Source organism: Haloterrigena salina JCM 13891, assembly GCF_000337495.1.
Taxonomy (GTDB): Archaea; Halobacteriota; Halobacteria; order Halobacteriales; family Natrialbaceae; genus Haloterrigena; species Haloterrigena salina.
This window is the reverse complement of sequence record NZ_AOIS01000054.1, coordinates 20,122-35,711: the sequence shown is the minus strand read 5'-3', so window position 1 is coordinate 35,711 and position 15,590 is coordinate 20,122. Positions and strand designations below refer to the sequence as shown.

Below are 15,590 nucleotides of genomic sequence, written 5' to 3'. Positions count from 1 at the left end.
GAGAGCCGGGTCTGTTCTTTGGGGGAGTAGTAGCATCGGAGTTACATTCACTAAAGACAGGGTAGCTCTATCTCACAAGGATATCAAGTTAGTTGGCTCACCCATCTCGGCCCGACAAGCCGTGGAAAATCTCGTGAGGGAGACATTCGAGGAACTTCACCGCCAAGGAGTCGATACCCGTCACGTCGCTCGGCAACTCCAAGAAGGACGCTTTGCCCCTTGGACAGCCGACCCGTTAGAGATTCACGACCAGATGGAAGACTGAAAGCGGAAAAGTGTACGCAATCGTATAACGTGAGTTATCGAACTGAACAAAGTGGAGCGGCGGGAGAAGCGATAGCGCATATACACCCGGACACGAATAGCTCAACGCGCCCGTTGCTGACCTCCGAGCGACAGGATTTCTCTCAACCAGTTGGCTAGCGAAACTGTTGTCTGACTCGTGTCTAGTGTACGAGAGCGATGAGTCGCTCACTCTCGTTTTTGGTTAAGTAGCGGAGAACGGACTCGTAGTCCCCACTATTCAAACTCGACGATGAGGCTGGTAGTGCTGAGAGCGCGATGGGGGCAGACGTCAGAATCCTCCGCCAGTGATGAGTTTAGCGAAGTCCTGGATTGACAGGATCGCTAGGCTAACTGCGAGTAGTACAAGCAGTGCATTGACGCCGTTTAACGCTCTAGAATTGACGTACTCGCCCATCGTCTTGCGGTCGTTAACCGCCCAGAACAACAGGATCGCTGCGACCGGCAGCGCGAAGATTCCGTTGTACATCGGAAACAGGATGACCATGTCGACGACCGACAGATCCAACCACCAACTTACCAGCGGCGAGAACACGCCGATTCCGGTCAGTCCTGCGAACAGGACGTTGAACAACCGATCTCCCTTTTGAACCGAGCAGCCCGCAGCTTGCGGAATGATGTAGGCTGGCGTCCACATGATCGGGATAATACTGTTGAACGCCGCGGCGATCACGCCGCCGACGAACAACACCATCGCCCATGTTCCAAGTACTTCAACCAGCGCTTCGCCCGGTGTGATGAACGACTCGAGTTCAGTGTAACCCATCGGGCGCAGTAATGCTGCTGCGGCGATCAGGATTGCGACCGTCGTGATCCCGCCGACGGTATAGCCGATCGCCAAGTCCGTCCGAACTTCCGGGAGGTCGCTCTCGTCAGTCCAACCCTTGGTATGGACGAGAATCGATTCCAGGAAGAAGTTCGGCCACAGTGCGGTCGTACCGAGCAGCCCCGCTGCCATCGCCAGCGCACCCAACGTGTCGGTTCCCGGAACGAATCCGGTCGTAACACTGCTTGGATCGGCTCCGCTCGGCAGGGCAACGATCACGAAAATGACCATCAGCGAGAGCATCATCGCGATCATCATGTTCTCGACGGTGTCGTAGCGCAATAGTCCGACACCGATCGCAGCGAACGTCGTGAGTACGGCAATTGGCTGCCAGGCGACGGCCCCCCCGAGCAGGAAGGAGAGACCAGCGCCGACCGCGGCGACCAATCCGAGCGTCCAGGCGATACAGCCAATCGACAGGAAGAGGGCAATCGTTGTTGCCAGCGGCCTGCCCAGTTTCTCGCGGGTGAACACCATCAGCGATGTTCCGTGGATGCCCAGCCGAGCGCTCATGTCCTGGGCAATAAATCCGAGTACCGCCGCTCCCGCGGCGGCCCAGAGCAGCGTGTATCCGTGCATGACGCCGGCTTGGCTGGCAATGAACACCGATCCAGAACCGAAGTAACTGGCGACCATTACGAACGCCAGCCCGTACTTCTGCGTGAATTCGGTCACGTCCTGGAACGGAGTGAAGTTCTTCGTGCTCATACGCTGTTACCGGTTTTCCGACGGCCGATACGCAACAACGAGTGGAATCCGATACAAACCCACATTCTTTCCCGAAAATGCACGTCCTGTGATATATTTGCATTTATCATAGCCATGCTATTTAGTCAAATATCTCGCTTATTTAGGTAGCTACAATAGACGTTTTTGGCGCTACTTAGCGCATCTGCTGACGGGACAGTAGCAGTTATCCTTACCGTACACTGTTCTATCACTAGACTATCCGAATACCGACTAAAACGGGATTGGAATATATCACTACTAGTTATAGGAGAGGGATAAGCCTTGATAAGTAGTGATGAGTTTTTCATATTGAGACAGTGTCCCAAACAACAGCCGGCGCCATCGACATCCTCGAAACCGGTTCAGATCCGTTCGTTGCAGTCATTGACGCGGGACTCGAGTTAGCGCTGCACTCTTCCGTCGATCTCGTCACGGGAGAACTATTCAGACTAACGATATATCTATTGTACGCGCTTGAAAATCGAAAATGAGGGGTCCACCAGGCTCGTGTTACGTGAGGCATTGAACTGAACAAAGTGGAACAACGGAGCAATTGGTAGTCGTATTCTGAGTTTTCAAGCCTTCGTCTCCGGTTGATCGGTTAATTACTCTTCCGAGACCTGCACCTTCCTTCGTCGGTGGATAACCGAGAACGGAGCGTGAGGCGATCTACTTCACGTCGGTCGCCGTCACTGTGTCAGTTGTTACTCTGATAACTTACCCGACAAACATCGATACGATCTCGATAATCATCTCGCCGGAAAGCCTTGGAACTCCGAACGCCGTCGAATCGCCAGCGTGGACACTGAACATCGTCACATATCCGACGAATCCTCCGGAAGTGAACGACAGGATCGGAACAAACGCGTGAAGGCTGGCTAGGAACATGAACACGCGGTACACTACCGGATCGTGAATTGGTACTCGAGAGATTGTTTTCAGATACCGTCTCGGATACAGCGACGGTTCCGATCGCGAGGAGCGGTCGGACCCGTCAGTCGTCGCTCAGACTCGTCGCCGTCGTCCCGCTCCACGAGCCGCTCGAGAAGTAGACCTCGCCGTTCAGGTGACTCACGATCATCGCGACGGTCGGATCGCCGGCGACGGTAGTCATCGTTCGTAGCCGATCGAGCAGCGGATCGATGCCCGCGGTGAAGCCGACGCCTTCGACGGGAGCCCAACCTGGGTCGGGACGACCACCTCGATCGGACTACACTTCGCCGGAGGGAAGCTTTTCGTGTGGGCGCTCGGTTGTCAGCTCGTCGTCGGACTCGAGAACGGCGGTCGTGTTTTCGAAGCTCGAGGCCCGATCGAGCGTTTCGTAGTTGTTGTACCTGGTGGCCGTGTACTCGTCGTACAGCCCGGCTTCGAACGCCTCTCGCAACTCGAGGCAGTGATCGCGGATCGTGTGTTCGGGCTCGAAGCCCAGTACCGATCGAATCCTGTCAAACTCGACGCGGTAGCTCCGCTCGTCGGTCAGTTCGTCGCGGTATTCGATCGACGCGTCGGGGAAACAGTCCTCGACGATGGTCGCGAGTTCGTCGATCCGATAGTTCTGCTCGTTCGAGCCGACGTTGAAGACGGCGTCGCCGACGTCCTCGATCGGCGCCGTGAGACACTCCACGTACGCGCGGGCGGCGTCGGCGACGTGGACGTTCGGACGGTACTGGTCGCCGCCGAAGACGGGGACGATGTCCTCCGAGTGGGCTTTCGCGGGGAGGATGTTCCCGACGAGATCGAATCGCATTCGCGGCGATCGGCCGTAGACCGTCGCCATCCGGAGGATCGTCGGGGCGAAGTGCTCGTCGGCGAGCTCGCGGAGCACGCGTTCGGACTGGATCTTCAGCCGAGCGTACAACGAGACGGGGTTGCGCGCGTCGTCCTCAGCGAGCCGTTCAGTGTCGCCGTCGGACCGACCGTAGACGCTACACGTCGAAGCGAAGAGGAACCGCGTGATGCCGTGGTACTTGCACAGCGACGCCAGGAGCTGCGTCGAGTGGAGGTTGTACTCGAGGGTCTTCTCGGGATCGAGTTCGGAGGCCGGATCGCCGACGATCCCACCGAGGTGAACGACCGCGTCGACGCCGTCGATCGCCTCGAGGACCGCGTCGACCGATCGCGCATCGTCCCGGTGCAGGGTGAACCGATCGTCGTCGGTCAGCGCGGCGATCCCGGCGTCGCCGTACAGCAGCGGATCGAGGACGCGGACATCGAACCCCTCGTCGAGGAGTTGGCGACAGAGGACGGAGCCGAGGTATCCCGCGCCGCCGACGACGAGTACTCGGTCGACGCCGGCGGCTGTCGGTTCGGCGTCGGCCGCGGGTCGGTCGAGGCGCTCGGCGATCGTGACGTCGATAACGGTCCCCTCCTCGTCGACGACGGGAGTGACGACCGTCTCGTCGGCCGCGTTTTCGCGGGCCTCGGAATCGGTGTCGACCGTTCGCCGCCAGCCGCTCGCGTCGACGACGGGCGGCTCCNNCGCGCCATCAGAGATGTGTATAAGAGACAGAACGATACCTCTGTAATCGGAGCGATCGATCCGCGCAATCGCCATCCGGATCGACGTCCCTGCATCGGCTGTAACTGGCCATCTCATAGGTGACTTTGACCCCAACTGCCGCAGCATCCGCGGTCTCGCACCGACGTCAGTGCGGCCTACTCATCCAAATCGGATTGTTCCCCTTTGTTATGGATCGGTTTTCTAGACAGGTAGTCGGTTCTCGAGCGAGTGCGACACCCGATCGGTGAACCCGCCTTACGACGGTCGTCGCCTCAAAATAGCGACCGAAGCGGTCAGTTTGCCGGGCTTGGTCGATCCGCCGTCTCGAATTCCCGGCCGCGTTCGACGCCGGCTTCGACGGCCGACGTGATACGGTCGATCTGATCCGCGGAGAGTTCCGGGTGCATCGGTAACGAGAGAACGCGTCCCGCGACTTCCTCCGTGACGGGGAGCGAACCCGGTTGGTAGCCGTACTCATCGCGGTAGCTCCGCGTCAGATGAACGGCCGGCTCCCAGTAGATTTTCGACGAGATACCCCGGGAAGATAACGTGTCGATAACGACGGCTCGATCGACGCTTTCGTCGAAGGAAACGGTATAGAGCTGGTAGACGTGCCGGCCACGACCGCCCGCCGTGTGGGGTTCGACGCCGTCGACGTCCGCGAGTCCCTCGGCGAGGCGCGTCGCGACGCGCCGTCGGTTCGCGATGTGGTCTTCGACCCTCTCGAGTTGGGAACAGCCGATGCTCGCGACGAGATCCGACATTCGAACGTTCGTTCCTAAGCTGACGTACTCGCCGCTGTCGCTCGAGTCGAAGTAGTCCTCCGAGGCCCGACCGTGCGATCGAAACCGGTCGAGTCGGCGGGCGACGTCGTCGTCGTCGGTGACGACGGCTCCGCCCTCGCCGGTCGGCAGGATCTTGTTCTGACAGAAACTCAGCGCGGCGGAGTCGCCGATCGTCCCCAGCGTGCGGCCGCGGTAATCGGATCCGAACGCCTCGGCGGCGTCCTCGATCAGCGCCACGTCTGCGTCGGCGGCGATATCCTCGAGCAGGCCGATCTCGCAGGGGGCGCCGTACGGATGAACGGGGACGATCGCGGCCGTATCGTCGGTTATCAGCGTCGCGGCGTGCTCCGGATCGATCCCGTACGTCTCCCGCTCGATGTCGGCGAACACCGGTCGCGCGCCGACGAGTCGGACGGCGTTCGCCGTCGCGATGAACGTAAAGGAGGGGACGATCACCTCGTCGCCCTCGCCGATCCCGTGTGCCGTCAGCGCGGCGACCAGCGCCGTCGTCCCGGAGTTGACCGTTATCGCGTGCTCGATGCCGAGGTACTCCTCGAGTCCGCGCTCGAATTCCTCGATGTACGGCCCGTTCGCCCAGTAGGAGCCCCGAGTGAGCGAATCGACGGCGTTGGTCACGTCGGTTTCGTCCCACGGAATTTCGAATAACGGAATCTCGTCGCTCATTACTAATCGGTTCGCGGAAGAGCCGATTAAGTAGCCGTCCGCTACCGCGGCGAAGGGACTCGTTTCGAGAGTAGTGAGAGTCAACGGAAGTGATCGACTGCGGACATCGCCTCGCGTTGTCGGTGACGACCGTCGATCGCGTCCGGCTCTGTGCCTTACAGTTCGGAAACCGGAACGACGACGACGGGCGACGACGCCTCCTCGAGGAGGGCGCGAGCAGTCGTTCCAACGCCCGAGGAGGCGTCGGCGGTCACCTCGCGCGGCGTGATCAGGAGTTCGTCGGCTTCGGCGGTCGCCGCCTCCTCGAGCAGGACCGCAGCCGGATCGTCATCGTCCTCGCGAAGCTCCGTCCGGACCTCACCGACGGTCGCCAGTCTGACGGGGGCAACGTTCAGCGCCTCCTGTGCGTCCCGACGGGCCGTCGCGTCGTCGGTCGGTGCGACGGCGACGACCGTGACGGTGTCGTCGGCCGTCGCCCGCTCGTCGAGGTAGTCACAGATCGCTGCCGTCGTGTGGACGGACGTCGTTCCGACGAGATAGTGCATATCGGATANTGGTGCGACGGCGACGACCGTGACGGTGTCGTCGGCCGTCGCCCGCTCGTCGAGGTAGTCACAGATCGCTGCCGTCGTGTGGACGGACGTCGTTCCGACGAGATAGTGCATATCGGATCTCTCGAGCGGCGGTCCAAAGAATCTGTGGAACCGCCGTCCGAGCCGTCAGCGACCGCGTTGCCAGCGGTCTCCGTCGACGAGTCGCCGACTAGCGAGGATTTTCCGACCCAGAAAACACGCTCGTATCACTATTAGGGGACAGCCGAAAGGAGTGACCGGGGCGGAGAACCCGATCCCGGCGACACTCCCATCGTCGAATCCGATCATCCCATCCCCATCGTCTAGCTCCACCCTGAACGTCAGGCCGGCCTTCCCCATCCGGGCTGGCCTGGCTCATCCGTCCCCTCTCCCCGCATTTCGCTTCGGCCCACAGAAGATCGCGTTCCGAACGATTTTGGTCGCTTCGAACCCTCAATGCTGCCCGTACAGCGAGTACATGATCGCGACCAGTCCGACGAGTCTGCTGACGTTTTCGAGAAAGACCGTGACGACCTGATCCGCCTGTAACGCGGTCGTCACCGTCACGTTGATCAGAAACGGACAGAGGGTGAGAAAGAGCAGGCCGACGGCGAGATAGAACATCGACGACGCGTCGTTGCGACGGTAGCCGCGGTAGGCCTGGTACGCGATGAGCGTCCCGATCAACGCGACGAGGAAGAGACTCGCGACGGTCAACAGTTCGAACAGGGGTGCTTGATCGATTCGAACGACGTCCTGGCTCATCGCATCCCCTCCCACATGCGGGTGAACTTGTCGGCGACGTCATCTTCGTCTTGGTAAGTGACCTCGAGTTCGAACTCGCCGTCGCCGAGGGAGAGTTCCAGCGACTCGAGGTTCGCGCTGTAGACGCTGTAGTGATTGCCGTCGGGGGCGAGCTCGGTCTCTTCGGAGACGAGTTGACACTCTTCGAGACGATCGAGCCGTCGGTAGATCGTGGGCAGGGACGCATCACACCGTTCGCTCAGGGTACTAGCAGACATGGGTTCGACACTCGTATGGGTGAGGATGTCACGTGCGTACTCGTCGTCGAGCACGGCGAGCACCGTCGATAAATCGGTATCCTCACTCACTGCTACCTGTTCGTTTCCCTATTAGTATCAAAAGCGGTCCGATTTTTCTGACCGAGAAAATGCGCTTTCGAATTCATCATCGGAACGGGGATATCGACGCTGCCTCGAGCGTCGTGGTTGCAAGAACAATTCATATATCGAAATATGGTTTATCACATCGGACGAAACGGTTGACGACAGTTCACCTTACTGCGTTTCGAGCCAGTGGAACAGTCGCTCGAGCAGCCGAGCCTCCGCGTCGGCCGAGAACCGATGGCCCTCCGTCGCGAACGCCTCGAGGAGGACGTCCGTCTCCAAGGCGGCCGCGGCGTCAACGCTGTCGCCGACGGCGACGGAGTCGTCGTCGCGCCCGTGGAAGATCGCAACCGGGACCGATAGCGACGCCGCGACGTCGTCGAACTCGTAGGCCTCGAAGTCGTCGAAGAACCGCTCGTCGATTCGGTCGCCGGTTTCGAACTCGCAGGCGCCCTCGCGGCTCGCGTGTCGCTTCGCTCTCGCGGTTCCATCGCTCGCGTTTCCGGGATCCTCGCGTTGCTCGGATCCCGCCGCTCCCGCTCACCTGTTCGAGGACTCACTCCGTTCGTCCTCGCCCTCGACGATCGCCCGATACTCGTCGAACGCGCGGTTGTACGTCACGGGCGCTCTCGTCGCGACGGCCGCGACCCGCTCGTCGTCGACGGCCGCGTGGAACGCGACCTTGCCGCCGAAACTCGAGCCGAAGAGGACGACCGACGGCGGCGCGACGTACTCGAGGACGGCGCGCAGATCCGCGAGTTTGTCGCTCAGCGTCTGTTCGACGAACCGTCCGTCGGAGTCCCCGCAGCCGCGGAAGTCGAATCGGACGGCATCGTACCCGTGCTCGACCGCCCGTCGACACCGACGTTCGTAGCACCCGCTCTTGTCACTCAGAAAGCCGTGACAGAAGACGATCCAGTCGTCGCCGGAGGCCTCGTGGTGGACGGCGGCGATCGTTTCCCCGTCGGCGACGGCGATCCGATGTTCCGTTTCGGTCATGGATCGATTACAGACGGTCGCGACCGTATGCGTTGCCGTTCCGCGGCGACCGTGGTTCTCGGACGGGAGCGTCGTCGGCCCATCATTTACTTCCGATCGGCGCAATCTATCGACTATGACCCGCACGACCTACCGCTGTACCTGCGGCGCCCTCCTCGAGTTCAAGCAGGACCTCGAAAAGGAGCCGGGGATCGCGACGCCCAGCTGGAAGTGTACGGACTGCGGGACGCCTGTGCCGGGACAGATCGCCGAGAAGGTTAGACACCAGCATCCGTCCTGACCCGGACGGTCGAACCGGTCGCGTCGACGGGTTCGAGACGACGACGGGTACGGTATCGCAAGCACCGCCGATATACTGCCGTCCCGAATATCACTCGAAGACGACGATGGATTGTTCCCGCAGACGGACGCTCGAACTGGGTCTCGGCGCGGTCGGATCGATAGCGCTACTGGCCGGCTGTAGCGACAACGGGCCGGGCGACGAGAACGAGACCGAGAGCAACGAGAGCGACGGCGACGGTAACGGTAACGGTAACGCGAGCGACGACGAACAGGCCGAACACCCCAACGAGGTCGGCGACGACATGGAGGAGGAAGGTGATCCGACAGGCTACGCTCCGGACGCCAACGAGAGCGAGGAGAACGACAGCGGCGACGAAAACGCGACCGCGGGCCCGGAGCAGGATGACTGAGACGTCTCGGCGGTCGCGTTACGCCCGTTCGACACCGAGGTCGGAGTCGGACGCCGATTCGGACTCGAGCCGACGCCGACGCCGCTGGGCGTGTCGCCACTGCGCGTAGCTGTAGTACAGCAGCGAGACCACCGCGAGCGCACCGAGCGCGACCGTCGACCCCAGCAGGACGACCAGCGGTTCGACGCCCGACTCGAGGGCGCTCCGGGCGAGTCGGTCGGGGACCTGTCGCTGAACGCTCGAGGGGCCGAGAACAATTACGTAGCAGAGCAGCAAGACGGTGCTAACAGCCCAGAGCGCGAGCGACGCGGCGGAGACGAGCCAACTGCGTCTGATTTCGGCGGCGGTCATCGGTCCCTCCCGACCGTCGAATCGGCGACCTCGCCGGACGGACACGGGTTCGTCCGGGACTCGAACGACTCGGGAGCGACCGCGGATACAGCAGTCCTCACAGTGGTGCTACTCGAGGGATACGAGTCGACTCGCTTAGGTCCGGGCCTGAATCTGATCGCCAATTATCCCACGGGGTTCGTACTACCCGGTCAGAGAACGCAATCCGGAGACGGTCAAATCGCCCACTCGTCGTCGAACACCGCCGTATTGTCTTCGGCTTGCTCGCTCGCTTCGATGTGCGAGTACATCTCCGAGGTCGTTTTCGGGTCGGCGTGGCGAAGCGTCCGCTGGGCTTCGACGGCCCCGCGCTCCCGATAGAGCGTTTCGCCGACGCCGCGGCGAGCGCCGTGTAGCGTGAGATATTCGTCCGCGTCGAGTTCCGGCACGTCGGCTTCGTCCGACAACCGCTTCAGTAGCGTCCGCGCGCCGGAGGTACTCATCGACGGCGGTTCGATCCCGTTCTCGAGGACGTATTCCCACGGGTCACCGTCCGGAGACTCGCGTCCTGCGCCTTCGATACGATCGTACAGCGATGGCGGATGCCGCGAGGGAAATACGGGCCATTCGCCGGACGGCGGGTCGAGGAGCCGCTCGAGTCGTCGGAGCGGTGCTACCGCCTGCTCGGGGAGCGGGGTCGGCTCACGTTTCTGGTTCTTTCCGAGCACCGTGATGACGCCGTTCTCGAGATCGACGCTGTGCCACCGCAAGCCGTTACGTCGGTTATCGCGGGAGTCGGCCAGCACCTCGGCCCCGCGGACGCCCGAGTAGGCGAGCACGGCGATCAGCGCCCGATCGCGGACTTCCTCGAACGCGTCGGTCGCGTCCTCGTCGATCGCGTCGCGGGCGCGTTCGTCGACGTAGTTCATGATCGCCCGACGCTGCTCGGGCGACCAGAACTGCTGTTCGGCGCTGTTGGTCGTCCCCGACGGAAGCGGCTTCTTCGCCTCTCGTTTCTCCGCGGGGTTCTCCGCGAGATCCCCGACTTCGACGGAGCGGGTCAGCAGCGCCGAGACGTAGTTGTAGTACGTCCGCGCCGACGTATCGCTGATCCCGTCGTCGGCGTGTGCCCGCTGCTTGAGGTGCGACGCGTAGTTCCGCATCGTGAGCGCGGACACGTCCTCGAGGGTCCGAACGCGCTCGGGCGTCCAGTCGATCCAGTTCTCGAGGACGTACTCGAGGTTCGATGCGTAGTTGCCCTCGCGTTCGGCGACGAACTCGTTTTTAGCCTTCTCGAGGGGCTTTCCTTCGGAGGAAGGCTCGGAATCGCTGGTTCTCATCTGCTCGGCTTCACCGAGGGCGTCGACCCTCGTAAATCCACAGTACATTATTGGTCTAATGTACTGTGTATTCGTAGAGTGAGTGATTTCAGGGATATAGGCTTTGAAAGCCCGGAAATAGGGGTAATAGGATAGTTGGATATGTTCTTAAACAACATTTCGCTATACCAAATTTAGTCCTTGGTGATTTGCTCGGCCCTCATCGTGACTCTCTGTGAGCAGGTCAGCGAGTTTCGTGAGCACAAACCGCTACGACCTACTTACTTCTCAAAGCACCCTAACTAGACAGTGCCCGTTACACTCTACTCTACCAAACGTGATAGTAACGGATCCGTCAACGACGCCGTTTGCCAACGAAACCGGCTGAAAACAGATACCTCTTACAAAAACAAATGGGGAAACTATACGACAACTTTTAATGCTGTTGTGGTTGGAAATTGACCATCGACTGCAAAGATGACAGCAAACGCCTCACTGATCAAAGCAGGTACCCCTATTTGCTTTGACGCGAGTAACGAAAAGGCCGTCATCGTAGTGGATGAATCCTGCATCTTCGAGTCGGTTAATTGCCTGTCGGACCGTTTGTAGAGTATATAGAGGTTTGCGTGACTCGTCGAACCAAGTCGTCACTCACGATAACGAGAATGACTTGGCCGGCCGCTTCATCGATATTTGCTTACATCTAATAGAATAGAAATCCTAAAAAATACCGTGGTTACGGTATGGGAGTTATTCTATCATATCCTAATTATTAAAATACATGTGTACGATCCTAATATGATTGAAACTACAATAGTTGCCAGTCCAAACCAGGAAGGTATCTGGGAGCTAAAGTACATTATAACACCACCGGCAACACCAAAAATGAAAAGAGGTAAATTAACCTTTAAAGTGTGGATATTTCTACGGTAGGCAATAACGTATAGAATATTTATAAAGAACACGGACACGGGAGGTAAAATAGAACTAGAAAGATCGCGTGTTATAATATATAGAAATATACCCGTCATGAGAAGATAGAATGATCTTCTTATGATTTGATCTTGTACTTGTTTCCCAGCCTGATCCATATGAATAAATAATCGCAACGAAAGTTAAGTTTTATCATATTTTTATATGTAAACTCATACTAATTCTATTCACTATCTGGCATTTAGGGCACAGCGTCACCGTCTAGTTTAGCACTTCCGCTGGCGTCTGTCCGTTGAGTGACTGGTGCGGTCGCTGTGTGTTATAGTAGTGTACGAACTGTTCAAGCCATTCTCTGACGCTCGCCCGACTGCCGACCCACGAGTTGTGGAAGCGGTCAACCCGCATTTTGAGGGTGTGAAACCACTTTTCGATGTGGTTTCGATCGACATAGTCGAGGTGACCGCTCAACCCTAATCGAGGGAGGCCAGTCAGATAGCCAGCACCATCAACGAGAAACTCAGCGTCGGAGAGATCGTGTTTCTCGGTAAGTCCATGCAGAAACGCAGCAGCTGGATCAGTGCCTCGTCGTCCAAAGAGTGCTACATCGAGGATGAGTTTCGTGTCAAGGTCTATTGCAGTGTACATCCAAGATCGGTCTTCGTTAATCCTGACAGCGGTTTCATCAACCGCGACCCGCGACGGCTTCGCCGTCGGTGGGTCTGAGACGCTGTCAGACAGCCAATATACTCAGTGCCAGATTGCTTGATGAGAACGTTCAACGGCGAGTGAGCGAAGAATTGCTTGTGTCTCTCGAAGCAAACAACCAGTCGCATGGAGCCGGACGGCGAACGCCCTGACGGGCGTCGCCGTCCGCTCCCGTTCCCAAGTTTCATCAAATTCCGCCGCGTAACACTCGCTGAGCAGGTCTGCGAGCATAGTTCCAACCAAACTCTACGACCTGCTCACTTCTCAAACTGCGCTAACTAGACGGTGCCCGGTGCCGACTTCTATCAAATACCAGTAGGAATTTGAGAATCATGCTGAATACACAGCGCGAATGTGGCACGAACCGAGAAAGTGCGTCTGAATCTAGGCGATCGGAGTCGGCATCTTATTTTAGAGCTTTAATCGGCGTTAAGCGGTTCAAACACGTACATATCATTCATGTTGATATCGTAGAAAACCGTTCCCTGTGGCATCCGATAGAACCGCCAGAGCGCGTAGAGATCACCTACTGATCCAGCGGTATTCAACACGAGGGCGAACAACGCCGACGTGGCGACCAATGGACAGGGAACCGCGAGTAACGGCAGACAGAGGGCAGTGAAAATCACCAACGGTGCGATTCCGACCCGAAGGTTATGCTCGCGGGAGTGAAACTGGTGGAACACCGCTGCGTATACCGCCCCAAACCGCCACCAGACGCCGTAGTTCACGTCGTAGCCGTATCGCTGAAAAACCACGCCGTGGAGCAGTTCGTGGACCACGGCGACGGTCAGAAACGCGACCACCAAGGGGACCGCCATTCGGATGAGATCGAAACCCATGCTGATTCCCTCCTCGTCCTCGACTTCAAAGACGAAAAACAGAGCCTCTGGGCCTTGCAACTGAATCAAAAGCCACCCGTAGACGACAGTGAAGACGATCGTCAGTACAATCCCAGTCAGAGTAAGGGGCAGTTTGGAATACTCAAACTGATATGGGTCGTTGTACCCCTCCGGCGTCGGTGGCGGGGAGGCCCCCTCGGCTTCGGTTTCAGAGGCTTCAATCGAGTCTTTGTCCGTCATCTACGACACTCGTCAACTGATTAAAAAACTCTCAGCGTATATGCAATTATTGCTTCCAGAATCGACGAAACCCTTCCCGCGCTGTATACACCTCTGTATGTAGCAGGTCGTTTCTGGTATTTAGCTAAGGTGAAGGTGGCCGCTCCAGTAACACCTTCACCTGTACTGATCGGGTGAGATCGTGACTAGGGATGTGTTCTACTACGATCAGACTAAGACAAATATTCTCAAAATGTTCCGTCGAGTCTATGTTGAGTCTCGAGGAATCGGACTGCATGCTCGACAACATCACTGTATTCCGTAACGAGATCTGTTTCCGATAAGTCTGTAAACCTTGCACCCTGGTCGAGATCTTACTGAGTTTCCATACGACGGCGGAGTGCTGCGGTACTAAACAGAACGAGACTTACACCGATGAACACGAGTGGAATTCCGATTTCGATACTCTCGGTTGTTGAACCGACAAAGTCAAGCGGTACGGCACTATTGAGTGGCCCAACATACCAAATCATCAGGTAAACAATTTCGAACAACCAGGAAGAGCGGCTCCAGATCCCCGTTGCAATTGCCAGTGATGGCGCAAACAAAACCCCGCCTGCATACCCGAGGAAAAGTTCCGGCTGACCAGCGCTGACAAACAAAACGAGTATTCCACTACCAATACCCATCGCTATGACGACACCCGCGAGCCATTCCGCAATGAGTTGTTTGTTCGCATATTTTGAGGAGAGTACTAAACTCGTCATCCGGTGTTTGACTGTGCGTACACCCATTCCAGACCAAATAAATATTGGCCAGATGAACGCGAGCGGAAGTGCAATTTGACGGATGGGCATAACTGCAGCGTCTGGTGAACTTTCATTCGCAAGTATAAGAAGTGGACTACCGATAAGGGCAACTGCACCAATATACCACCACCATGGTTGTCCTCGAAGTGCAAGACGAATCTCTGCAGCGAGGAGGCGACCAAAACCACCGGAATCACGATCGTTCACGGGTGTGAGAGAAATCGAATCAATCGACTGTGGATTAGTATCGTCTTCGTCAACGTTGTTTCCGCGGGTAACAGTAGACAGTACCGCAGCGACCCAGGATAGCCGCTTCGAACTGTTGGACAATTCATACGACGGCGTTCGATCGAACAGTACCGTTGCAGCGAGAACGACAAATGTGGCAAAGACCATTATTCCGATACGCTGAAAATATATCCACAGCGGCCAACTGCCACCATCGTAACGAAACGTCTGATCACCATCGAGTGTTCCAATAGATGGGACACCGCCGCTGTAGTTTGGAACCTCGACAAGCAACGAGTCTACGGTTAAGTTATATATCGATATATGTCCCAGTATGTCACCGGCTTTCACCCAAGGCGGAATCGATCCAGGAAGCGAGTTCTGTGTTGCTGCCAATGCAGCTAGCGAGAAAGTCGCAAGAATGATGTATGAGATATTTCCAAGAGTGCCGTTCAGTCGGTCAACTGTTTCGAAGAGCAGAGAGACAGCGCCGACGAGGACACAGACCGGAAATGCAAATACGAATAGTGGCGCTAACAACGAAACTGGATTCGTCGGTCCAATACCGTGAATCGCATGGTTAGCGATTGTCGCAAACCCAAGTGTAAGAAGGATAACTGCACCAAGAGCGATATTGCTGAGCCATTTTCCAGCGAGATATGTCTTATCAGAAATAGGTGTACTCACAACCAACTGGTCAACGTCGTAGAGGCGGTCGCGTTCGAGAGTATTCTTCATCAAATAGAACCCGCCAAAGAGAATAACTGCCGATCCAGTTAAACCGGCTTTCAAGCCGATGAATGCGGCTGTGTTCTCCCCGTGGAAATTCGTTTCTACGCTCCTATCCGTAACTTGGTAGGCGAGTTCGATCTGTCCTACATTGACAAGGAATCCGAGGTAGGCAACGACAGCAAGGACGACGAGTAGCCGACGCGATCGGACTCGCTGCAAGAAATCCGCTCGTGCAATGTGGTAGAGTCGACGCATA

At 57.7% G+C, this 15,590-nt stretch carries 13 protein-coding genes and 2 pseudogenes; 2 read left to right on the top strand and 13 right to left on the bottom strand.

Annotated features, from left to right (window positions below; all coding sequences use genetic code 11):
* Positions 1-574 precede the first annotated feature (574 nt).
* From C477_RS15845 to C477_RS15805, 8 genes and pseudogenes are all read right to left on the bottom strand, one after another.
* The gene (locus tag C477_RS15845; protein WP_008895531.1) at positions 575-1,837 is read right to left on the bottom strand and encodes an Nramp family divalent metal transporter; all 1,263 of its coding nucleotides are present in this window, start codon (positions 1,835-1,837) and stop codon (positions 575-577) included.
* Between the two features lie 738 nt (positions 1,838-2,575).
* On the bottom strand, positions 2,576-2,761 hold the full coding sequence (locus tag C477_RS15840; protein ID WP_008895530.1) for a DUF1097 family protein: 186 nt from the start codon (positions 2,759-2,761) through the stop codon (positions 2,576-2,578).
* Positions 2,762-3,068: 307 nt separating this feature from the next.
* Positions 3,069-4,454: an NAD-dependent epimerase/dehydratase family protein gene (locus C477_RS15835; protein ID WP_049914587.1), complete on the bottom strand. Its 1,386-nt coding sequence runs from the start codon at positions 4,452-4,454 to the stop codon at positions 3,069-3,071.
* 197 nt (positions 4,455-4,651) lie between these two features.
* The gene (locus C477_RS15830; RefSeq protein WP_008895528.1) at positions 4,652-5,827 is read right to left on the bottom strand and encodes a DegT/DnrJ/EryC1/StrS family aminotransferase; all 1,176 of its coding nucleotides are present in this window, start codon (positions 5,825-5,827) and stop codon (positions 4,652-4,654) included.
* 155 nt (positions 5,828-5,982) lie between these two features.
* Complete coding sequence (locus C477_RS15825) at positions 5,983-6,372, bottom strand: universal stress protein UspA (RefSeq protein WP_049914602.1); 390 nt, start codon at positions 6,370-6,372, stop codon at positions 5,983-5,985.
* A 480-nt stretch (positions 6,373-6,852) separates the two neighbouring features.
* Positions 6,853-7,164 (bottom strand): DUF7521 family protein, encoded by a 312-nt coding sequence (locus C477_RS15815; protein WP_008895525.1) that lies wholly within the window; start codon positions 7,162-7,164, stop codon positions 6,853-6,855.
* Positions 7,161-7,511 (bottom strand): ArsR/SmtB family transcription factor, encoded by a 351-nt coding sequence (locus C477_RS15810; protein ID WP_008895524.1) that lies wholly within the window; start codon positions 7,509-7,511, stop codon positions 7,161-7,163. The genes C477_RS15815 and C477_RS15810 overlap by 4 nt, the downstream gene beginning before the upstream one ends.
* A 186-nt stretch (positions 7,512-7,697) precedes the next feature.
* Positions 7,698-8,525: pseudogene (locus C477_RS15805) on the bottom strand (alpha/beta hydrolase family protein).
* 115 nt (positions 8,526-8,640) lie between these two features.
* Here C477_RS15805 and C477_RS24175 point away from each other — a divergent pair.
* Both C477_RS24175 and C477_RS15800 read left to right on the top strand, forming a co-directional pair.
* Entirely contained in the window at positions 8,641-8,805 is a 165-nt protein-coding gene (locus C477_RS24175; RefSeq protein WP_008895522.1) for a hypothetical protein, read from the top strand.
* A 106-nt stretch (positions 8,806-8,911) separates the two neighbouring features.
* On the top strand, positions 8,912-9,217 hold the full coding sequence (locus C477_RS15800; protein WP_008895521.1) for a hypothetical protein: 306 nt from the start codon (positions 8,912-8,914) through the stop codon (positions 9,215-9,217).
* A gap of 18 nt (positions 9,218-9,235) precedes the next feature.
* On the opposite strand, the gene C477_RS15795 is transcribed toward C477_RS15800, so the two are convergent.
* The 5 genes and pseudogenes from C477_RS15795 to C477_RS23020 form a co-directional block, all read right to left on the bottom strand.
* Complete coding sequence (locus C477_RS15795; RefSeq protein ID WP_049914586.1) at positions 9,236-9,568, bottom strand: hypothetical protein; 333 nt, start codon at positions 9,566-9,568, stop codon at positions 9,236-9,238.
* 215 nt (positions 9,569-9,783) lie between these two features.
* On the bottom strand, positions 9,784-10,887 hold the full coding sequence (locus tag C477_RS15790; protein ID WP_008895519.1) for a tyrosine-type recombinase/integrase: 1,104 nt from the start codon (positions 10,885-10,887) through the stop codon (positions 9,784-9,786).
* Between the two features lie 1,173 nt (positions 10,888-12,060).
* Positions 12,061-12,735, bottom strand: a pseudogene (locus tag C477_RS23025) (IS6 family transposase).
* Positions 12,736-12,923: 188 nt separating this feature from the next.
* Complete coding sequence (locus C477_RS15780; RefSeq protein ID WP_008895517.1) at positions 12,924-13,586, bottom strand: DUF3267 domain-containing protein; 663 nt, start codon at positions 13,584-13,586, stop codon at positions 12,924-12,926.
* 353 nt (positions 13,587-13,939) lie between these two features.
* Positions 13,940-15,589: an ABC-2 transporter permease gene (locus C477_RS23020; protein ID WP_083870302.1), complete on the bottom strand. Its 1,650-nt coding sequence runs from the start codon at positions 15,587-15,589 to the stop codon at positions 13,940-13,942.
* Position 15,590: the final 1 nt, after the last annotated feature.

Excerpts from the sequence above, each read along its gene's own strand:
- C477_RS23020 (WP_083870302.1), bottom strand. The coding sequence starts at position 15,589 with ATGCGTCGACTCTACCACATTGCACGAGCGGATTTCTTGCAGCGAGTC.
- C477_RS15845 (WP_008895531.1), bottom strand. The coding sequence starts at position 1,837 with ATGAGCACGAAGAACTTCACTCCGTTCCAGGACGTGACCGAATTCACG.
- C477_RS15790 (WP_008895519.1), bottom strand. The coding sequence starts at position 10,887 with ATGAGAACCAGCGATTCCGAGCCTTCCTCCGAAGGAAAGCCCCTCGAG.
- C477_RS15830 (WP_008895528.1), bottom strand. The coding sequence starts at position 5,827 with ATGAGCGACGAGATTCCGTTATTCGAAATTCCGTGGGACGAAACCGAC.
- C477_RS15800 (WP_008895521.1), top strand. The coding sequence starts at position 8,912 with ATGGATTGTTCCCGCAGACGGACGCTCGAACTGGGTCTCGGCGCGGTC.
- C477_RS15815 (WP_008895525.1), bottom strand. The coding sequence starts at position 7,164 with ATGAGCCAGGACGTCGTTCGAATCGATCAAGCACCCCTGTTCGAACTG.
- C477_RS24175 (WP_008895522.1), top strand. The coding sequence starts at position 8,641 with ATGACCCGCACGACCTACCGCTGTACCTGCGGCGCCCTCCTCGAGTTC.
- C477_RS15780 (WP_008895517.1), bottom strand. The coding sequence starts at position 13,586 with ATGACGGACAAAGACTCGATTGAAGCCTCTGAAACCGAAGCCGAGGGG.
- C477_RS15795 (WP_049914586.1), bottom strand. The coding sequence starts at position 9,568 with ATGACCGCCGCCGAAATCAGACGCAGTTGGCTCGTCTCCGCCGCGTCG.
- C477_RS15825 (WP_049914602.1), bottom strand. The coding sequence starts at position 6,372 with ATGCACTATCTCGTCGGAACGACGTCCGTCCACACGACGGCAGCGATC.